At 48.2% G+C, this 19,681-nt stretch carries 18 protein-coding genes; 4 read left to right on the forward strand and 14 right to left on the reverse strand.

Going from position 1 to position 19,681, the window contains the following annotated elements:
* Positions 1 to 21: 21 nt before the first annotated feature.
* Both C9J01_RS06015 and C9J01_RS06020 read right to left on the reverse strand, forming a co-directional pair.
* The gene (locus C9J01_RS06015; RefSeq protein WP_237156882.1) at positions 22 to 1,029 is read right to left on the reverse strand and encodes an ABC transporter substrate-binding protein; all 1,008 of its coding nucleotides are present in this window, start codon (positions 1,027 to 1,029) and stop codon (positions 22 to 24) included.
* A 29-nt stretch (positions 1,030 to 1,058) separates the two neighbouring features.
* Positions 1,059 to 2,054, reverse strand: coding sequence for a substrate-binding domain-containing protein (locus C9J01_RS06020; protein WP_107297173.1), 996 nt, complete (start codon positions 2,052 to 2,054; stop codon positions 1,059 to 1,061).
* Positions 2,055 to 2,474: 420 nt separating this feature from the next.
* On the opposite strand from C9J01_RS06020, the gene C9J01_RS06025 reads away from it, so the two are divergent.
* Positions 2,475 to 2,825 (forward strand): putative quinol monooxygenase, encoded by a 351-nt coding sequence (locus tag C9J01_RS06025; RefSeq protein ID WP_107297174.1) that lies wholly within the window; start codon positions 2,475 to 2,477, stop codon positions 2,823 to 2,825.
* A gap of 45 nt (positions 2,826 to 2,870) precedes the next feature.
* Positions 2,871 to 3,173, forward strand: a complete 303-nt coding sequence (locus tag C9J01_RS06030) for a DUF1330 domain-containing protein (RefSeq protein WP_107297175.1) — start codon at positions 2,871 to 2,873, stop codon at positions 3,171 to 3,173.
* 76 nt (positions 3,174 to 3,249) lie between these two features.
* Here the strand turns inward: C9J01_RS06030 and eno are convergent, their stop codons facing one another.
* From eno to C9J01_RS06070, 8 genes are all read right to left on the reverse strand, one after another.
* The gene (gene eno / locus C9J01_RS06035) at positions 3,250 to 4,551 is read right to left on the reverse strand and encodes a phosphopyruvate hydratase (RefSeq protein WP_107297176.1); all 1,302 of its coding nucleotides are present in this window, start codon (positions 4,549 to 4,551) and stop codon (positions 3,250 to 3,252) included.
* Entirely contained in the window at positions 4,532 to 5,512 is a 981-nt protein-coding gene (locus tag C9J01_RS06040; RefSeq protein ID WP_107297177.1) for a phosphotransferase family protein, read from the reverse strand. Before C9J01_RS06040 ends, eno begins: the two co-directional genes overlap by 20 nt.
* A 9-nt stretch (positions 5,513 to 5,521) precedes the next feature.
* The gene (locus tag C9J01_RS06045) at positions 5,522 to 7,000 is read right to left on the reverse strand and encodes an aldehyde dehydrogenase family protein (protein ID WP_107297178.1); all 1,479 of its coding nucleotides are present in this window, start codon (positions 6,998 to 7,000) and stop codon (positions 5,522 to 5,524) included.
* 52 nt (positions 7,001 to 7,052) lie between these two features.
* Complete coding sequence (locus C9J01_RS06050; RefSeq protein ID WP_107297179.1) at positions 7,053 to 8,246, reverse strand: hypothetical protein; 1,194 nt, start codon at positions 8,244 to 8,246, stop codon at positions 7,053 to 7,055.
* A 59-nt stretch (positions 8,247 to 8,305) separates the two neighbouring features.
* Positions 8,306 to 9,901: a solute:sodium symporter family transporter gene (locus tag C9J01_RS06055; RefSeq protein ID WP_107297180.1), complete on the reverse strand. Its 1,596-nt coding sequence runs from the start codon at positions 9,899 to 9,901 to the stop codon at positions 8,306 to 8,308.
* Between the two features lie 134 nt (positions 9,902 to 10,035).
* On the reverse strand, positions 10,036 to 10,869 hold the full coding sequence (locus C9J01_RS06060) for a class II fructose-bisphosphate aldolase (RefSeq protein ID WP_107297181.1): 834 nt from the start codon (positions 10,867 to 10,869) through the stop codon (positions 10,036 to 10,038).
* On the reverse strand, positions 10,853 to 11,794 hold the full coding sequence (locus C9J01_RS06065) for a carbohydrate kinase family protein (RefSeq protein WP_107297182.1): 942 nt from the start codon (positions 11,792 to 11,794) through the stop codon (positions 10,853 to 10,855). The genes C9J01_RS06060 and C9J01_RS06065 overlap by 17 nt, the downstream gene beginning before the upstream one ends.
* A 2-nt stretch (positions 11,795 to 11,796) precedes the next feature.
* Complete coding sequence (locus C9J01_RS06070) at positions 11,797 to 13,314, reverse strand: L-fucose/L-arabinose isomerase family protein (protein ID WP_107297183.1); 1,518 nt, start codon at positions 13,312 to 13,314, stop codon at positions 11,797 to 11,799.
* 184 nt (positions 13,315 to 13,498) lie between these two features.
* Here C9J01_RS06070 and C9J01_RS06075 point away from each other — a divergent pair, with 184 nt between their 5' ends.
* Positions 13,499 to 14,356, forward strand: a complete 858-nt coding sequence (locus tag C9J01_RS06075) for an AraC family transcriptional regulator (RefSeq protein WP_158264494.1) — start codon at positions 13,499 to 13,501, stop codon at positions 14,354 to 14,356.
* 6 nt (positions 14,357 to 14,362) lie between these two features.
* Here the strand turns inward: C9J01_RS06075 and C9J01_RS06080 are convergent, their stop codons facing one another.
* The 4 genes from C9J01_RS06080 to arcC form a co-directional block, all read right to left on the reverse strand.
* A complete protein-coding gene (locus C9J01_RS06080; protein ID WP_107297185.1) occupies positions 14,363 to 14,920 on the reverse strand; it encodes an NAD/FAD-utilizing enzyme in 558 nt (185 codons plus the stop codon).
* A gap of 153 nt (positions 14,921 to 15,073) precedes the next feature.
* Positions 15,074 to 16,120: a putrescine carbamoyltransferase gene (gene ptcA, locus C9J01_RS06085; protein ID WP_107297186.1), complete on the reverse strand. Its 1,047-nt coding sequence runs from the start codon at positions 16,118 to 16,120 to the stop codon at positions 15,074 to 15,076.
* A 299-nt stretch (positions 16,121 to 16,419) separates the two neighbouring features.
* Entirely contained in the window at positions 16,420 to 17,034 is a 615-nt protein-coding gene (locus tag C9J01_RS06090) for a TetR/AcrR family transcriptional regulator (RefSeq protein ID WP_107297187.1), read from the reverse strand.
* A gap of 8 nt (positions 17,035 to 17,042) precedes the next feature.
* Positions 17,043 to 17,963, reverse strand: a complete 921-nt coding sequence (arcC, locus tag C9J01_RS06095) for a carbamate kinase (RefSeq protein WP_107297188.1) — start codon at positions 17,961 to 17,963, stop codon at positions 17,043 to 17,045.
* A gap of 277 nt (positions 17,964 to 18,240) precedes the next feature.
* Between arcC and C9J01_RS06100 the strand changes: the two genes are divergently transcribed.
* Positions 18,241 to 19,665, forward strand: a complete 1,425-nt coding sequence (locus C9J01_RS06100; RefSeq protein ID WP_107297189.1) for an APC family permease — start codon at positions 18,241 to 18,243, stop codon at positions 19,663 to 19,665.
* Positions 19,666 to 19,681 lie beyond the last annotated feature (16 nt).

Raw genomic sequence — 19,681 nt, forward strand, 5'->3', positions numbered from 1 at the left:
GGGTTACCCCCACCCCGTTATTTAGTTAACTTCGTTAAGGTAACGCTCTGCGAAATGATTTTGTGCTTCAGCCATTTTGCCGAAATCGACAGTCACCGCGCGTTCATAATCTGTATCTGGCAAGAACTTGGATTGCGTCTCTTCACTCATGGTGCCAGCAATAACGGGGCGCAGATATGCCTCGGCCCAATGCTGCTGACCTTTTTCAGACAACACATAGTCCAACACTTTTCGGCCATTTTCCTGATTCGGTGAGTTCTTTACAGCACTCATGACATAAGGCACCACGATAGAACCCTCAGCGGGGATCACAAACTCAATATTGGCCATATCGTTATATTTTGCCCGGTAAGCATTGAAATCATAATCAAGCAAAATTGGGATCTCACCGGAAATGACTCGGGCATACGCCGTCTGGCGCGGAACCATAGGACGGTTTTTCTTCAACTGCTGGAAGTATTCAATCGCTGGGGTAAAGTTATCCAAATCGCCCCCCATCGCTTCGTTGACCGCAACCGCACTGGCATAACCGACAAAAGCACTGGTTGGGTCTAAGTATCCCACCATACCGCGATATTCCGGCTTGAGCAGGTCATTCCAAGACTGTGGAACATCGGCCCCATCAAGGGCATCGGCGTTGACGAAGAAACCCATTGTGCCGGAGTGGATTGCAAACCATTTGCCTTCCGGATCTTTCAGGCCTTCAGGGATTTGATCCCAGTTGGCCGGTTGGTAAGGTTCAACCACGCCTTGTTCGGCGGCATTGATCCCGAAAGATACGCCGTAATAAACCACATCGGCAACCGGGCTATTCTTTTCCGCCACTAACTGAGACAGCGCCTGGCCGGAGTTTTTGTTATCCATAGGAACACTGATATCGAGTTCCTTCTTGATTTCAACAAGCTGCCCGCCCCAGTTCGCCCACTCCGGCGGACAGTTATAACAAATAGCATCCGCTGCCTGAACGGCTGTGGTGGCAAAACCGAAAGTCAACAATGCCACTTTTGAAAGGTGTTTACATTTCATCATTTCATCCCAATCCAATGAATAAGTTGGTGCTACGCATCTATTGCCGACACAGTACCTTCCAGGCTCAGCTGAAAATCCAGTTCGCGCTGGAGAGAAAGTTCTGTGTTATGTTTTGAATTAAATAAAAGGTCTACCGCGCAGCTGCCCATTGTTTTATGGGGCACCCGCACAGTTGCCAAAGGGGGGTGGACGATTTGTCCGAGAGACATACCATCAAACCCCACAACCGATACTTCATCGGGTACTTTCATTCCCGCCTGATGAAAGTGATTAATCATCTTCAGCGCCAACAAATCATTACTGCAGAACCAAGCTGTCGCCATGGCTGCCTTGATGACTTCTTTATGCTGGCTGTAGGGCGCCATTTCAGTCGGGTCGACCTGAAGCAGCAGAGCCAGTTCAGCCCTGTCGTCTTGTTCAATACGCTGCTTGAAACCCTCATAGCGCTGCCTTGCCCGGTCGGAGGCACTGAAGTGTCCCGCAGCCACACCAAACCGATAGTGGCCAAGCCCAATCAACTTATCCGCCACCTGCCAACCTGCCTTGAAGTTATCAACAAACACTGCTGGCTCTTGGGCTGCAGATTTGTTGTAAAGCAGGCAAATGGGAAAATTGAAGTCTTTCAGCAAAGCCAACGCTTCATTTTGCTCGGTATTTGCCACGGTCAGGATCACTCCGCCTACCCGCTGGCGGATAAGATCCACCACCGCCTGTTGCTCCCGGCCTTTGTCATATTGGGTATCCACAATAATGGTGGAATAACCAAAATACCGGGCCCGTTCTTGTATCGCGGCGACAATCTCTGAGAACACCGGATTCAATAAGCTTGGGATCAACACGCCAATCGTCGGATTGTGGTTCATTTCAATCCTCTTGGCTTTTTGTTTCGGGTTGTATCCCGTTGCTTCAACCACCTTGCCAATACGCTCACGAGTCTGCTGGCAAATCGTGCCGGTATTATTCAAATACCGCGACACTGTGGCCGGAGATACTCCCGCCAATGCGGCTACATCTTTAATATTCATGTCCCCTCCCAAGGAATGGAGGGCAGAATAGGGGCTGGAAATGACGATTTCGTGACAAAGAAAGGATAAATGGACGCTAAATTCCAACTTTTATTGTCAATTTAATGAATTTTAACGGCAGTTATTGCGATGAAACACATTTGTTTCATGGTGATTCCTTATCTATTTCATGATTTAACCTACCCATCAAAAAACATGACATTTCTCACAAATATTTCCAGTTCAACACTAAGGGCATAAATAGGAGAAAGCGGTGTCCACCAGCTCATTATCAACAATTTCTATAAAGTCATTCCTCTATCGTGGCTATTATCAACTGCAAATATCGCGACTACTATTCAAACCAAGCAACGGGCAAGGCAATACGCCTAGTCCTCGTTCCCAGCAAAGTAGCAAGTAAACGTAATACCGGAGTCAATGATGTTTGAGAATATTGGTTGGATTGTTGAAGCAAAACTGAAAGACGGCAAACGTGATGAATTCGAAGCAGTCATGAAAGAAATCGTTGCAGAGACACAGAAGGAAGCTGGCACCTTGAACTACCAGTACTACATCTCTGATGACGGCGATGTCATGGTATACGAACGCTTTCAAGACGTTGAGTCGGCCCATATCCACGTAAGCAATTGGGATAACTTTGCAGAGCGTTGGGTCGCCGCCGCCGAGCCAACACGTATGGTTCACTTGGGTGATTTACCCGATGATTTACGCTCTCGCCATGCGGCCCTGGCTCCACTTTGGCTTAAGCCATTTGGCGGATTTGCCCGCTAAAACAGACCTCTTTTAACAACGACTATTACCCTACGGAGATGTACCATGTCTTACTATTCTGTTCTAGCTGTTACCCCGACCAACCAAGACTGGGTGGCTGATTACATCGGCCCTGCCAATAAATTGGTGGCGCAATACGGCGGTAAATACCTCGCCCGTACCGACAGCCACCAGCGTTTGGAAGGTGAAGGGGAAGAAGCTGCCCTTCGGATTATCATTGAGTGGCCTTCAAAACAGGCCTGTCTGGATTTCATGAGCGATCCCGGTTATGTACCGCACCTCAAAGCCCGTACCGAAGGGTCAGTCAGCCACCATTTCCTGATTGAAGGCAAAGACGACTTGGCATAAAGCCAAAGAGCCACCATTTCGTCATGGTGGCTCTTTGCTGTCAGATAAAGACTTTCTCTCAGATAAAAACTATGTGTTACGCCGTTTCGACCAATTGCTGCAGGCTGTGATAAATCTCTCCCCCTATAAATTTGGCTTCCTTACCCAGCTCCCTTTCGATACGGATCACTTCATTCCACTTAACCATCCGCTCGCTTCGGGTAAATGATCCTACCTTGAGCTGACCGGCATTGGTTGCCACGGCAAGATGACTAATGAAAGCATCCTCGGTTTCTCCCGATCTAGCCGAGACAACCGGTAGCCAACCGGCTTGTTGCGTCAGTTCAATAGCTGCTAGGGTCTCCGAAACCGTTCCGATCTGGTTTAATTTGATCAGCACGCTATTTGCCAGTTTCTGTTCAATACCTTGCTTGATCCTATCGATATTGGTGGTAAACAAATCATCCCCAATGACCTGGATACGATCCCCCACCAGTGCGGTGAAGCGCTGCCACATTTCGAAGTCGGTATCTGCAAACGGGTCTTCAATCGACAATACCGGATACTTTTCACACCAATCGAGCATCAGCGCCAAGAACTTTTCAGGCGTGTAGCTTTTGCCATCGAGCGGTAAATGGTATTTACCCTCGGAATAGAGGTCGCTGGCAGCAATATCGAGCGAAATCGATACTTCCTCACCGGGTAGATATCCGGCTTTCTCAATCGCCTCCACGACAAACTGGAAAATCTCATCATGGCTATTGAAGGTGGGCCAAAAACCCCCTTCATCGGCAGCACCAGCCAGTAACCCCCTGCTCTTGAGTAAATTCTCTGCCGTCCGGTAGATGTTGTAGGTCACTTCCAGTGTTTCCTGATAGCTTTTAGCGCCATTGACGATCAACAGGAAATCCTGGATATCCGTGCGCCATTGGGCATGGGCACCGCCCCCTACCAACTGAATCTCAGGCAGCGGCAGCAACTTACCTTCACCATCAGGTGTTAGTGACTGGAATATCGGTTTCTGACTTAGCTTTGCCCTCGCATCGGCGACAGCCAACGAGACAGACAAAATAGCATTGGCCCCCAGGCGGGACTTGTTTGCCGTACCGTCGAGATCGCACATGATCTTGTCGATCACCGCCTGTGAATCAACGCTCACTCCCTGCAGAACAGGACCTATCTCTTTTTGCACATTGCCAACGGCCTTGAAAACAGACTTACCAAGGTAGCTTTGCACGTTGCCATCACGGAGTTCCAATGCCTCGAACTGCCCTGTTGATGCCCCTGACGGCACCATGCCCACACCCTTTATGCCGTTTTCTAGCTCCACTACCGCCTCAACCGTTGGCTGCCCGCGGGAATCAAATATCTGATACGCATCAACAGACTTTATTTTCATTATGCTGCACTCCTTCCATCAACAGATCCAGTTTGGTTATATTCTTGCCCAGTAGCCGGATAACACGCTCTCGGATATGGCTTTTCTCTTGTGCCGATAAATACTCCACCGGAGATTTTCCATCGATACGGGCCAGCATCATCATCAAGGTCAGCTCAACGACGTTATCCTCGCCAACAACAAGGAACCTCTCTTCACCTATGGCTCTGCGGTAGCGGGTATAAAACGCAACGGCCAGATCGAGATAAGCCGTACTGTTGAAGTGGCAGTATTTGAGCAGCAAATGATGGAGCAGGAAGGCTACGTCAAAGGAAGGATCGCCATACCAAGCTACCTCACAGTCCACGATTTTGATTTCTTCCCCGGCCACCAGAATATTTTTCGGGCTGAAGTCCCCATGTACCAAGCAGTGTTTAGTCGTTGCCACCCGGCTGCACAACGCCGTAATTTGCCCCGCTAATTGCGGATGGATACTCACCATAGATTCGAAATATGGCTCTAGCCGAAGTTGGTGAAAATTCTCATCAGACTTAAACAACCCTTCTGCTATGGGTTCATGCCAACTGACTTTATGAATGGCACCCAGAATATCGCCAATTTTCTGCGAGACCACCATCGAGGTTTGGCCCCGCATTAAATCTTTCTTCCAATCTTTGAATCGTTCAGGGAAAAACTCCATCGTAAATAGCCTTTCCTCCTCAAATGAATGCAAAATCTTTGGCACATATTGGGGAAACTGGTTACCGACATACTTCAGGTAACGCTGTTCGAATAAATTCCTGCTGGTATCAGCAAACCAGTCTTTTTCAACTTTCAGTTTCTCCAGTGCCCTTTTAGCCACCAGCTTGTTTTTCGGGTCTTCGACAAGATAAATCTCACAGCTAACCCCACCAGTCAGTGGGGTTGCCGTGGCATGTTCTTGTGATACCACCTGGTGTTTTTTCAGGATATCAAGAACCATGCCTTCACCTTAGCGGATGGCCGCAACTGATTGATGACGCAGGTAACCTTCGAAAGTTGCCTTGCTGTTTACCCCACCACCACAACCACTCTGGTTGCAGGCTCCGTAATGCAAACCGTACTCAAACACGTTATGGGCATTGATCCAGCTATTACCCGCAACCAATTCTGCGGCAATCCACTGTGCTTTGTCGCTGTCTTGTGTCCATACGCTATTCGACAGGCCATAAGGGTTACGGTTAGCCCTCTCGACAACTTCCTCTTCATCGCTAAATTTCAGTAGGAAGGCCACTGGACCAAAGATTTCTTCCTGCGCCCAAGGGTTATCATCACTGCCTGCCAACAGCGTCGGTTGGATGAAATAGCCTTCATCCAACTCACCTGACATCAAACGTTGACCGCCCGTTACCACCTCAGCACCATTTGCCTGCGCTTCAGCAATGCACTCCAGTACCTTGGCCATCTGGCGGTGGGTACACATCGGCCCCATCTGGCTGCTAGCTTTGAGGCCATTGTCCACCACCACCGCTTCGAGGGTTGCTTTGGCCTTGGCGACAAACTCATCGTAGATAGACTCGTGGATGTACCAGCGCGAAGCGGTACAGCACACCTGACCGGCATTCAACGAAATGGCGCCGCACAGCCCTTCGACCGCATGGTCAATATCCGCGTCTTGGCAAATAACGGCAGCCCCTTTGCCACCTAGCTCCAATTTAGCCGGAACAAGGTTACGCCCGCACACTTCACCGATATGGCGGCCAACCTCGGTAGAACCGGTAAATGACATCAGTTTGACCTTAGGATGGCTAGTCAATGCTTCGCCTACAACGCTGCCTTTACCGGGAATGACATTGACTGTACCCGCTGGGAAACCGGCTTCTTCAACCAATTTAGCGAGATACAAGGTCGAAAGCGGTGTTTCAGAAGCTGGCTTTATCACCACGGTGTTGCCTGCTGCCAAGGCTGGGGCAATCCCCCAAGCGCATAAGGTGAGTGGGAAATTCCACGGGAAAATGAAACCTGCCACGCCATAAGGGCGTTTGATAGTTTTGCTATCTGTAACCGACAGTCCCAAATCCACTTCGTACTCGGCGTCTAAGGCTACCTGGGCAAAATATTCAAAGCACTGAGCGGCAAAGGGCACATCAAACCCTATTGCTGCAGCCACTGGCTTACCGACATCAATACATTCCAAATCAGCCAATACCTGGCTGTCCCTTTCAATTAATTGGGCAAGCTTGCGAAGCTTTTCACTGCGAAACGCTACCTCAGCCTTACGCCACACAGGGAACGCTTCATCGGCGGCCAATACGGCTTGATCCGTTGCTTTTGCATCGGCAAGGCAAACATCGGCTACTCTAGTACCTGTTGCAGGGTTTTCTACCGTCAAGGTCTGCTCTGACTGGCTCCACTGGCCATTGACATAAAATGGCAGTGTTGCAGGTTCAAGAAATTCAAGGGTTTTAGGGTCTAGCGTTTGGATGGTCATATTTAACACTCCTGTGCTATTTATTATTTGCTTTTAATTCATGAAAAAGTCATTACCTGGCTTGCAGGCCGTCAAAAGAAATATCCAATGAGCGGATATATTGCTCTATCATTTCGGTTAATTGCGACTCCCCGGTTATTGGCCTGCCGTAACCTTCAGGGGAGAAAAAAGAATTGATACAAACAAAAGAGGCAGTGCTATTTCCGGCTAATTCGAAATACGTCGGTTTATTGAGAAACTGTGGGTTTTCCCTGCTCCATTCATAGCCTTTGCAAGAGCCTCCAATGGCACACTCAAGTCCCAAAGCATAATTACGGTCGTAACCTCCTTCATAATCCGCCCAAGGCATCATTTCCCGGCCACCGCTATGGATCCAATAGTTCATAAAAGACGGCGACACCTGATCCTCTAATTGAGCGAGGGGAATTACACTGACATATACTAGGTTGTAATAAGGGTTGTAACAGGCACTCCAAAGTAATTGCCGGCTACTTGATACGCCGCTAATAAATTCTGCATGGCCGTTGTAACCAGGCATCAGGGACAAGTCACTTTTACCCCCGGTACGGGTTGGGATATCACTCAATGACTCGAAACGTGCGCCTAGTTCGAGGCTTGCCGTTGTATCGAATTCCGTCCCTTGCGGACATACTTGATATTGCTGGCAGTTATCGAGCAACCAACATCCCCGCTCGACAAAAGGTGCCCCCAAGGTCGTATGCCAGGCCATATTTATCGGTACTGCATAGTCATGGTTATTTTCAACCGTCATCACCATATAATGGCTACTATCACCTTGGCGCAGGTAATCTGTTTTTTGGTACTTTAATTGCTCAAACTCCCCGGCCAGATGCCAAACAGCTTTGGCATAGCTCTCACCGCCCGAGTCCACCAATCTTGCTGACGCTAATGACCAAACATTGTTGGCCGTGTCACCGTGGGTCGGTATGTTGTTAGTACCCGGGCCAAATGCCGGAGCGCAAGGAAAGGTGCCGGCAGCCTGGCGTAGCAGTTCAACTTGCCAGTAAGCCAGTTGCTCAGGGTCGTCGTTATCCATCCTGCCGGAAAACGGTGCTTTAAAATGCGGCATCCAATGGGCATTAAGCCAATAGTCCCCAGTTTGGCTGCGCATTTTCCGTGAGAACTCCGGAGTCATCCCACCGAAAGCCTGGATAAATAACCGCGTCTCATCATTTTTAAGCCAAACGCCGTCCTGACCTAAATATTGGCCAACTTCTATATACATATTTAGCTCCTATTTTGCCGGGGCGTATTTCAGCCCCAGCAATCCAGAGGAACACTCGCTTATTGCGCGATCCCAATCGGTGAGAAAATGATATATAACGCTACAACGCCAACGCATATCACCAAAGAAAAACGCTTGGCATGTTTCCATGGTGTTAATTCAACCACACTGGTTTTCTGGGTTTCAGCCGCTTTTTCTTGTGGGAAGAAATAACCAATCAATATCATCAAGGCCGCCACTGCAACAAACAATATGCCTGTTAAGTGAAGGAAATGAATATCCGGCTGGAAGACAAAACTGGTCAGTGCATAAGCCAACATAAATACCACGATGCCAATATTTGCTGCCATGGCTGGCACCTTACGGGTTACCAAACCCACCACAATAATGGTGAACATCGGCGCCATATAAAAGCTATTGATGGTCTGGAAATATTGGAAGAAACCTTCGGGTGCATAGAAAATAAAAGGAGCAACAAAGATAGCAAAGAGTCCAATTACCGCACCGAAACGCTTACCCACCCTGACTAAGTCACGATCATCTGCTTTAGGATTAAGCAAAGGTTTATATACATTGAGGGTAAACAGTGTAGAGGTACTGTGCAGCACACTGTTAAAGGAGCTGAGGATTGCACCAAATAACACGGCAGCAAAGAAACCAACCAAAGGTGTTGGCAGCACTTCACGGACCAGCATAGGATAAGCGACTTCACCGTTAGGCAAATCCGGCCCAAACATAGCGTATGCGATGATCCCTGGGATCAAAAGGAAGAATGGACCAAGCAGTTTTAACATTCCTGCCCAAAGCACCCCTTTTTGTCCCTCTGCGAGGTTTTGTGCACCCAGCGCACGCTGGATAATCGACTGATTCGTTCCCCAGTAGAAAAGGTTGAGGATCAGCATCCCGGTAAAGAATGTAGAAAACGGAACAGGATCGTCCTTGCCACCAATCGCATTGAGTTTTTCCGGGTGTTCCGTCATCAAATGCTGGAACCCGGCAACGACACTGCCATCACCTAACGCAGACAGGCCAAACAAAGGGATAAGCACGACGCCGCCGACCAACAAGCCAATACCATTGAAGGTATCAGAATAGGCTATCGCTTTTAGCCCACCGAATACGGCATAGGCTGCCCCGACAAGGCCAATCGAGACGACCATAATCCATATTCCGCCCCAGTATGAAACATCAAATATCCCGGAGATATCAAATATACCGCCCAATGCGACCGAGCCGGTATACAATATTGGCGGAAGCAAATTCAGCACATACCCGAATAAAAACAGGAAAGTACAAAAATACATGGTACTTTTGCCAAATCGCTGTTCAATAAATTCAGGAATGGTTGTCACCCCACCACTCAAATATTTCGGCAACAAATAGAGTGCCACAACAACCAGGGTCAATGCCGCACACACTTCCCACGCCATTGGTGTCATATTTGCGGTATAACCTTGGGCGTTCAAACCGACCAATTGTTCAGTAGACAGGTTTGTCAGCATCAGGGATGAAGCAATTAACACCCCGGTTAACCCTCGTCCTGCAAGGAAATAAGAGTTTGCTGATTCTTGTTGTTTCTCTTTTCTTCTGACCTTGTACCAAGACCCTAAAGCCACGGCTCCCGTTACCAAGGCAAATGAGATTGGAATAATCATAATTCGTCCTTTTATCACGTTATTGGAAGCTAAATAGTTTTAAAGGCACTATTTAGCTTGGACCGCATCCTTCCTTAGCGACACTTATTATATTTATTTTGAGTTTTAATTAATTTGCATTTATCTCTTAGCCGTTAAACAACTTGTGATGGATTTACCATTTCAAAATATTTAACGACTTCATTTTTAACTTGCGGCAATATTTCGCTAATAGTGGTTGGTGGATAAGCATCGATGCCGTCTTTTGTTATTTGCTTACCTAGGTTTTGCATATACGCAGTATGGATTGCCGTCCCGACATTAATTTTGGTGATCCCAAAAGTCATGGAGTGGCGTATATCTTCTTCGGGGATCCCGGTACCACCATGCAGCACCAGTGGGGTACTGACAGACTGATGGATTTGCTGCAAACGTTCAAAGTTAATCTCTGGCTTCCCTTGATAGTGGCCGTGGGCAGTACCAATACCCACCGCAATCATATCGACACCGGTTTCTTCTGCCAGACGCTTTACGTCCGCTACGCTTGCAAGATAATCGTCATCGGTCATTCCCCGGCCACGAATTTTTCCTATTTCCGCTTCAACGACGGCCCCTTTGGCATGGGCATAGTTTACAACCTTGATTGTCCTCTCGATGTTCTCTTCCAATGGCAAGGCCGAGCCATCAATCATCACCGAATCAAAACCGACATCGACCGCCTGCATGCACATTTCAACATCATCACAATGGTCAAGGTGGAGGTAGATCGGCACTGAGTATCGTGCTTTCATCCTCTCGACAATCGCTTGGATAAGATCAAGCCCCAACACCTCTACTACCTTGGTGTATGCCATCAACATAACCGGTTGGTTTCTCTCTTGTGCTGCCTGGCAAATCGCTTGAACGTCCCACACATCATTGAAGTTAAAACCGATCAGGCAATCGCCGGTTTGATGGTATTGTGCCAGCAACTCAGATAGCGTCTTCATAAACTTTCCTTGTGATATCAATTTGCTCGAAACTTTTAATCGCGCCGCTCGAACCGTATTGCTGTACAACCCTCGCCCCCGCGTGGTTGGCAACCTCTACAGCCTGTTCAAGTTGGTACCCCCTCGATATGGCCGCCAGAAAGCCACTGACAAAACCATCTCCAGCCCCTGTGGTATCGACTACTTTTGCAACTCGCTCTCCTTTTACCCAGTAAGCCGATTTGCCGTCATTGACATAAGCGCCTTTGGCACCGGCTTTGATCACCACATTTTCAACTCCCCGCTCGATAAAGAAGGCCGCGCATTCCTCTATTGTCTGATAACCGGTAATCTGCTGGGCTTCGTTAAGCGTCGGCAAGAAGTAAGTCAGTGATGGCAAAACCGGCGCTATTTTAGTTAGCCATTGCTCATCAGCGTTCCAGCCGACATCCAATGAGGTTATTTTTCCTTGCTGTTTCGCGGTATAGAACAGTTCATTCAAGCCGCTGTTTTCCAAGGCAGGGAGTAGATAGAACCCGCTGACATGCAACATGTCGTGGCCCAGTAAGTTACCAATATCAATATCGGCCATGGTCATTTCATCAATGGCACCACCGTTATAGATAAACACCCGTTCGCCGTCCTGTTTGACCAAAGCAACCGCCGTTGCGGTTTGGTGCCGCTTGGAAACCTTGACGGCACTTTCAATCCCCTTGGCCTGATAAACCTCCTGCAGATAACGGCCAAACATGTCGTCACCCAGCATAGAATGCAGGCTGACCGGAGTACGCGTTGCAGCCAAGTTGAGCGCAACATTTGCCGCGTCACCTCCCGGCTTGACCTGTACGTTGTCTACCAGAGTGACGTCCGTTGAAAAACTAAATCCATCTAATGGCCCCACAATGACATCTGCGACCGCCATCCCTAAGCACGCAATACTTTTCATCGTTAGCCTCCAAAGCCGCAGCTCTCCCCGGCGTTAGCAACGTCTATTGATTCCGCACCGATCCAATAATTGAGTACTTGGAGATCCCTCAAGAAGTGCCCACGACCGACAATCCAATGGTGATCCAAGCCTTGGTCCATGATAGTGCCGACTATTTGCGCCGCCGTGTAACCGGAAGGGATCACCTCACCGTAGGTGCCACGGAATTTCATATCAGAAGGGACAATTTCACCTTCGAAGGCCAGTACAGTATCAATAGAAGGCGCTTGGTATTTGGCGATAGTGACAGGACCCGGCTTGACCAGGAACTCAAACAACAGCCCCCAGGCCGTATCTTCGTCGTAGTTTTCCAAAATACCGTGCTTGCGGCATTCATAGCCGGTCGCTGGATTTCTCAAGCAAGTTGCTGCCGAACCGTTGTGCCAGACACCCAACCGCTCCCCATCTCCCGATAGGTAAGAGATATCGGAAAGCATTGGGATTGTGCCCGGCCCCGCTCCATCAGACATTAACTCTTTAAACAGCAGCATAGTAATCATGGCCCCGGTATCGGCCTCATCGGCCACCACTATGCCCTGGTCGTTCATCAGTGCCATCGCACCATCGCCAGCGATCTGGAAGTGATCAAACAACTCTGGCCAGTTTTTGAAACTCACCGCAACGTAGTCGCCTTCGCGAGCGACTACCATTAGGGCCAGTGACAAGCGAATTGTGTCCTCGATTTGATTATCGGGAACGTTGTTGAACTTACAGTCAACGTCAGAGAGGATCTGGCGTTTGATTTCGGCAATATCTTCGCTGCGAAACTCTGCCATACGTGCCGTGATATCAACCAGGTTGACCCGGTCAAAACCCAGCTCCAGTTTCTTCAAAATGGCAATTTCATTGATCTCGCAATCATAGAAACCCGGTACCCGGCTAGCGCCAGCAATTAGTGCTTTCTTGCCGCGTAGGTATCCCAGCACCCGGCAAACACGCGTGAAAGCCTGTATCTCCTCCTTAACCCGAGGGTCTTCCGGAGAGCAGAACTGCCACTGGTATTTCACTCCCAATGAATTGAGGATACCCAGTACAAAGTTTTGCGAACATAAGCGGTTTGCTTGGAGATTTAGGCCATTCCCCATTGGTTCTGGCATCGCCAGGCTGAATATAGGGGTCTGATGTTTGGCGAGCCATGTACCTAACTGTGATGCCACCTCACCGGTGGTATACGCCGAGTGACACACAATCACCCCATCCAACCCTTGATGTGCCGCATCGTCTAAAAATGCTTTGAGCTGGTTATGATCCTGAAATGGCTCATCGGCAACAATAAGATCATAGTGATCTTGCGGCAGCATCTCGCGCACCAACTCCGAAACCTGCAAGGTGGTTTCCTTGGCCAGTTGCCAATTGAAGTGAATTTCAATCGCAACCGAAACAAACGCGATCCGAGACCGGCTACGGGCTTTTTGTTGAGAAATAAGGGTTGAGATAAAATCAGCTGCAACGCCATCCAGAGTGATATCTTTGTTTTCCATGGTGCATCTCCAACATCCGCTTTGATTATCATCATAGGGCTGTAGACAAGGAGAATCTGCGCAAAAATTTGCCGAAAATAGCCAAAAATTAGCAATCGGAAGAACCGTGAAATGGATCACTACCGTTCAAAAAACGCACCATTTACAATTCAGACAACAAGCAATGGATTGGTTGGGAGGGAGTTTGAAGGCTACCGCTGAAAACGTTGATCGTATGGATCGCTCATTTACTGCTTATGAATTTCAGTCCAAGGAGTTTGAGCACCCCTATCATTTCCATCATGAAACGGAGTTGGTCTTCATCACCAAAGGTCACGGTCACGTCCTTATCGGCAATACCGCAAGCTACTTTGAGGCAGGCGATATCTTCTTTATTGGCTCAGACATTCCCCACCGTTTTCATTGCGAAGCAGAACAAAAACACAGCCCGCTTAACTCTTATATCCTGCAATTCAACCCATGCTGTTTTGGCTCACTGTTTACCAATACCCCCGAACTTACTCGGATAGCGCGTATGATCAGCCACTCCAAACATGGTTTGGTAATTAGAAAAGCGCCAAAGCAGTTGTTCCAGCTAATGAGATCCTTAATAGAATCCTCGGGCGTCAATTCGATTATCAAGTTTCTCCAGCTGCTCGCCGAAGTAGATAAAAGTACCCAACTTGAATTTATCTCTGCCCAGCCCAACTCGGAAGTCGAGGTCCTTGCTACTACCAAGATTCATGCCTCGATTGAGTGGATCAATGAAAACTACCACCGCGATATCAACCTCGAGGACATCGCGCTAAGAACCAGCATGAACAAGAATGCCTTCTGCCGAGCCTTCAAGAGCCAAACAGGCAATTCACCAATGAACTATATCAACAATGTCAGGGTTGAAGCCGCCTCTACCCTGCTGCTTGAGGGCAAACAGGGCATCGCCGATATCGGCTTTACGGTGGGGTTTCCCACCGTCTCCAGCTTCAACCGAAACTTCAAGCAATTAAAAGGCGTATCACCGGGTATGTACCGGAAAATGACGTCAGTATTCACCGATAGCTAGGATTGCCTACGGCAGGGTATGCATCATCCGGTCCCAGCGGTTGTGCAGCGAGACCAACCAACGTGGCGGTGCTTTGCCGGTTCCAGCGGGTTGGAGTTTGTCATGGGCCAAGGTGACATTGGCCAGCATAATCTCTTGTTCGGGTTCGACGTCTACCATCAATACATGGCGACCAGATTGCAGTACCTGTTTGAAACGACGGAACTGGTAATGAAGCTCCTGGAAACCAAACAAGCCCCCTTCCCAGGTGATAAAGCCCATCATAATGATTGCCAGCATGATAAAGGGCAGCCAACCTACCGTATCTACCACGCCAGTGGCATAAGCAAAAAACAAAACAAGTGCAGCGACAACTACGCCAATCACAGCACCTATTTCGGTGGAGTGGATAACGTCATTGCGCATAAAGGATTTCACCGGATGGAGATGTTGATGGCTGGCAACCTCGGCATCATTGTCGGTGAGCACGTGGATTTGCGAAGGGCCAAGCCCACTGAGCTCCAACTCGTACTCCACCAGCTCTAGGTCGTCTAAGTCATCGCTAATGTAAAAAACCCTAACCATAAGGGCCTCCTGACATTTCGATTTGACGGGTTTGTCATTAAATTTTAAACCATCTTTCACATTCGTGAGGGGTTTAACAGCTAAGTCTCATTGCCCATCAAACGCAAACAGCCCGATGCAAGCATCGGGCTGTTTCACATTAATAGGAGGAAATTATAATGCAGAGAGGAAACGGTCAATTTTCTCTTTATGGGCCGCTTCAACCTCTGGGGTCGGAATGGTCATGTCCTTATGGGTGAAGTACACCAACAGCGCCATTTGTGCGGTTAAGCGGTTCTCGGCCTCGTCGAAAATCAACGAATTATCCGCTTCCATTACACCACGGGTACATTCACGCTGATCATTGGCTGGCAGGCAGTGCATGAACATGGCGTTTGGTCCCGCTTTCGCCATCATGTCTTCTGTCACTACATACTCAGGGATGAAAGTCGATAGGCGGATCTCTTTCTCTTCCTCTTGACCAAACCAGTAGAAACTATCTGCAACGATGATATCGCAACCCGCTACTTCGTCGGTATTATCAGTGATGACCAATTTACCGCCTGACGTTTCACAGTTACCCAGCGCAATATCGACCCACTTCTGTGGCGCTTTGAAGCGCTCTGGGCAGATATGCTTGAAGGTCATGCCAAACTTAGTACAGGCAAACATCAGTGAAGACGCTACGTTCGTTGCATCACCCACGAAAGCAACGGTCAAATCGCTCAACGCTTTACCTTCAGGTAGGTGTTCTTTCATTGTGAACAAATCAGCCATGATTTGGGTTGGGTGCAGCCAATCACACAAACCGTTGATAACAGGTACACTGGCGTTTTTCGCAAGGCCTGCCACTGTATCATGCTCATCAACACGAGCCATAATCACATCAACCATGCGAGACAGAACGCGGCCGGTATCTTCAAGCGACTCTTTGGCACCAAGGTGGATATCCTTCGGTGACAAGAACAGTGCATGGCCCCCAAGAATGGTCGCAGCAGTTTCGAAAGACACTCGGGTACGGGTAGAAGGCTGTTCGAAAATCATCGCGACCGACTTGCCTTTGAATAGCTGTGGAACCGCATTGTCTCGGCGAGCCTGCTTTAGCATCGCCATCAACTCTAAAATTTCTTCAAGTTCTTGCTTGGTAAAATCCTGAGTCTTCAGAAAATGGCGCAGGTTTAGTTTATTTAGTTCGGTTGCACTAGAAGATGGAAGTCTCATTTTCGTATCCTTTTTACCAGAGTTAATTTATTCATCGAGCAATCACGTTTTGGTGTATTGCTTGGATGAATTCAGTATCCGGAAAAAGAACAATGAATTCTAAAATTAGAATCACTAATCGGTATTGTTATTTCCACTTGAATAATCACATTGACGCAAGTCACACTGATTAAAACAAACAACAGCCTTTTTTCGATATTCATTTCTAATAATATATCCAGACAATAAAAAGCCCGCTATTGCAATGGCAACAGCAGGCTTATAAGTAAAAGCTACGGTAAAATCGTCGATAGAAATAATTAGTTGAGAGTAACAGCCCTCGGCAGTTGCTTAGGCAAATATGTTCCCAAATAGGCTTCGGTGATCACTATCGCTTCCCTCGCCATTTCGGGGGCAATATCGCCATTTTCCCGATAATTCATCGAGTAGACTTTATCGGCCACCTGCAACGCGATGGCAAAAATATTAACATCACTTGGCAACTCAGGCAGGGTAAAATACTGCCGGTAAATATCCTCTACCTTCTTGCCCAGAACCAAATCATTTTGTGCATCGGCCTGTCGGACGGAGGAGTAAGTATGTTGCCCTAATAACGTGTGCTGCGCCAATGGCGCCAGACGGTAATAGTCAACGAAACTCTGCTCAATCATCCGATTAATGTCAGACCAATGGTGGACTTTTTCTGCCACCACAGCATCATCTAATACTTGCTCAAAGTCATCAAATACCGAGTTCATTAACTCGCAAATCAAGGCTTCAATATTCGGGTAATGATGATAGACCGTTGAGGCAGCAATCGCAGCCTCCTTGGCAACATCATAGATAGATATTGCGCTCACCTCCCTCTGTGACGCCAAACGAATTGCCGCTGAATGGATCCTCTCAAGTCTCTTCTCTGTCGACTCTTTTCGCATTGAGTTACCTATCCGTGTATATGTGTTCCAGAACGGTTTGCCATGATCTCTGCCGCTTTATGAAGCGAGCCTATATGCCCGATCCCCGCACCTTTTGTATAGGCCGCAAAGTCACAGCAGGCTTCAACCTTCGGCGCCATAGAGCCTGCAGCAAAGGTGTATTGCCCCAGTTGCTCAACCGTTACATCATAGAGTGGCTGCTCTGTTGGCTTACCCCAATCGACACAGACATAATCACCGTCGGTTAGGATAAGCAGGTGCTGTGCATTCAACTGCTTGGCCAATGTCGCCGCTGAAAAATCCTTGTCTATCACAGCCTCAACCCCGGTCATTTCACCCTCTTTCTCAACCACCGGGCAGCCGCCACCACCGCAACATATTACTGTATGACCAGCATCGAGTAATGTGCGTATACTATCAATTTCAATAATTCCCTGCGGGAATGGTGAAGGAACAACCCGACGCCAGTAATCGCCATCCGGTTTTATATTCCAGCCATATTGTGCCGACTTGGCTTGTGCCGTTTCTTTGTCGTAAACCGGCCCAATAAATTTATTTGGCGCATTAAAAGCAGGATCGGCTTGGTCAACCGCTATTTGTGTCACGACCGTGCTGACATGCCCCGTTTTCATATATTTCTTCAGGCTCCTAGCCATCATATATCCGATCATCCCCTGGGTTTCTGCGCCCAAGACATCAAGTGGATAAGGTGGTGCATCGGTATAAGCTAAATTTTGTAGAGCAAGCAAGCCAACCTGGGGGCCATTTCCATGTACCACAACCACACGGTAATTTTCGCTTAATTCTGCCAACGCCTTAGAAGCGATATCAATATTATTAGCCTGATTTTCGTAACTCATTAATTCGCCACGTTGTAATAGTGCATTACCACCAACAGCGACCACAATAATTGGTTTATCCTGTGCCATACTACCAACCTGTCTTATTTATCATTGAGAACCTACCATTCAATTTATCGCTAATAATAATTAGCATTATTTGACCAGAATCAATTTTCTCATCCTAGCCACATTCAGCCGCTTTATTTATGGTAAGAGTCACGCCTTTGGCAGTCATATATTAACGATATCCGATAAGTGATTCTAATAACGAATATCTGCCCGCGGTAGGCATAAGATTATTTCCGTAAATTAAAGAATTGGACATCAAGCATAAATAACGTGTAACAATCACGGAGATATAATTATGGAAACACAAACCTCAGGCGGAAAGATGGGAGTAGGCAGTCTCGCCCTCTTTAGCCTATGTGCTGTTATTGTCGTTGATACCTTGACGGCCTCTGCATCCATTGGCGTCAGTGCTATCGGGTGGTGGCTGGTTACCCTCATTGTTTTTGTTATCCCTTACGGATTAATCACTTCTGAACTGGGCACCACCTACCCTGGCGACGGTGGAATTTATGACTGGGTCAAGAAAGCGTTCGGCTACAAATGGGCTGTCCGGACAACCTGGTTCTACTGGATTAACGTCGGCCTGTGGATGCCTGCGGTCTATATCATGTTTGCCGGCATGTTCGCCGAACTGTTCTTCCCTGGCCTTTCATTGATGTGGCAAATCGCCATATGTATTGCCCTTACTTGGCTCACCATCTGGATCTGCAATGTTTCCGTTGATGTCGGCGTATGGGTAACCAACATCGGGGCAATCCTTAAAGTCACTGTCATCGCGGTATTGGGTTTTGGTGGTTTCTTCTACGCTGCCAAGCATGGTGTTGCCAATGAATTTACCATTTCCGCCATGATGCCAAGCCTAGATACCGGTGTGGCTTTCCTTCCAGCCTTGGTGTTCAACCTAATGGGGTTTGAACTGGTCGCGACCATGACCAAAGAGATGAAAGACGTCCGGGACATGCCAAAGTCTATCTTCCTTGCCGCCGCTATCACAGCATTCCTGTATGTCTTTGGCACGGTTGGCATCTTGATGGCACTGCCGGTACAGGATATCGGTTTGGTTGCGGGTATTGTCGACACGTTACGCAAACTATTCGGAACAGGCGCATTTGGCACCATGATGGTTTACTTAATCGGTACCATGGCACTGCTTACCTTTATCGGCAACATGGTGACCTGGACAATGGGGGCTAGCCGAGCAGCAGCCGAAGCCGCTAACGAAGGCGAGCTACCTGAAGCGGTCGCTAAAATGTCAGAAAAACACGATACCCCGGTCGGTGCCAACAACATTACCGGTATCCTATCGACTGTGGTGATTCTGGCCTACGCCCTCTTTGCCCAAACCAGTGACGATTTGTTCTGGTCTGTGTTTGCCTTCTCCAGCTGTATTTTCCTTCTACCTTACCTGTTTATGTTCCCGTCATACCTGAAGCTACGTATCAGTGACCCAGAGACCGAGCGTCCTTTCCGTGTTCCTGGCGGCCTAGGCGTGCAGTGGGTACTGAGCATCATCTGCTTCGTGGTCATTGCCCAGGCAGTGATCCTGTTTATCTTCCCAGAACTTATCGATATGACCGTAAACTGGACATACAGTGCACCGGTACTTATCGGGGTCATTCTGACAGTGGGTATCGGTGAATACCTATTGAAACTCGCGGTTGCCAAGAAAAATGCAGAACACACAGAGCAACCTAACCAACACCCTTCTCATAGCCATTAATATAGGATGTCTAGCC

Source organism: Photobacterium rosenbergii (assembly GCF_003026455.1).
GTDB classification, from domain to species: Bacteria; Pseudomonadota; Gammaproteobacteria; order Enterobacterales; family Vibrionaceae; genus Photobacterium; species Photobacterium rosenbergii.

What these genes read in the sequence shown, in the direction of transcription:
- eno (WP_107297176.1), bottom strand. Translation starts at nt 4,551, where the DNA reads ATGAAAATAAAGTCTGTTGATGCGTATCAGATATTTGATTCCCGCGGG.
- C9J01_RS06015 (WP_237156882.1), bottom strand. Translation starts at nt 1,029, where the DNA reads ATGATGAAATGTAAACACCTTTCAAAAGTGGCATTGTTGACTTTCGGT.
- C9J01_RS06070 (WP_107297183.1), bottom strand. Translation starts at nt 13,314, where the DNA reads ATGGAAAACAAAGATATCACTCTGGATGGCGTTGCAGCTGATTTTATC.
- C9J01_RS06020 (WP_107297173.1), bottom strand. Translation starts at nt 2,054, where the DNA reads ATGAATATTAAAGATGTAGCCGCATTGGCGGGAGTATCTCCGGCCACA.
- C9J01_RS06090 (WP_107297187.1), bottom strand. Translation starts at nt 17,034, where the DNA reads ATGCGAAAAGAGTCGACAGAGAAGAGACTTGAGAGGATCCATTCAGCG.
- C9J01_RS06030 (WP_107297175.1), top strand. Translation starts at nt 2,871, where the DNA reads ATGTCTTACTATTCTGTTCTAGCTGTTACCCCGACCAACCAAGACTGG.
- C9J01_RS06060 (WP_107297181.1), bottom strand. Translation starts at nt 10,869, where the DNA reads ATGAAGACGCTATCTGAGTTGCTGGCACAATACCATCAAACCGGCGAT.
- C9J01_RS06040 (WP_107297177.1), bottom strand. Translation starts at nt 5,512, where the DNA reads ATGGTTCTTGATATCCTGAAAAAACACCAGGTGGTATCACAAGAACAT.
- C9J01_RS06050 (WP_107297179.1), bottom strand. Translation starts at nt 8,246, where the DNA reads ATGTATATAGAAGTTGGCCAATATTTAGGTCAGGACGGCGTTTGGCTT.
- ptcA (WP_107297186.1), bottom strand. Translation starts at nt 16,120, where the DNA reads ATGAGACTTCCATCTTCTAGTGCAACCGAACTAAATAAACTAAACCTG.
- C9J01_RS06065 (WP_107297182.1), bottom strand. Translation starts at nt 11,794, where the DNA reads ATGAAAAGTATTGCGTGCTTAGGGATGGCGGTCGCAGATGTCATTGTG.
- arcC (WP_107297188.1), bottom strand. Translation starts at nt 17,963, where the DNA reads ATGGCACAGGATAAACCAATTATTGTGGTCGCTGTTGGTGGTAATGCA.
- C9J01_RS06055 (WP_107297180.1), bottom strand. Translation starts at nt 9,901, where the DNA reads ATGATTATTCCAATCTCATTTGCCTTGGTAACGGGAGCCGTGGCTTTA.
- C9J01_RS06025 (WP_107297174.1), top strand. Translation starts at nt 2,475, where the DNA reads ATGTTTGAGAATATTGGTTGGATTGTTGAAGCAAAACTGAAAGACGGC.
- C9J01_RS06045 (WP_107297178.1), bottom strand. Translation starts at nt 7,000, where the DNA reads ATGACCATCCAAACGCTAGACCCTAAAACCCTTGAATTTCTTGAACCT.
- C9J01_RS06080 (WP_107297185.1), bottom strand. Translation starts at nt 14,920, where the DNA reads ATGGTTAGGGTTTTTTACATTAGCGATGACTTAGACGACCTAGAGCTG.
- C9J01_RS06100 (WP_107297189.1), top strand. Translation starts at nt 18,241, where the DNA reads ATGGAAACACAAACCTCAGGCGGAAAGATGGGAGTAGGCAGTCTCGCC.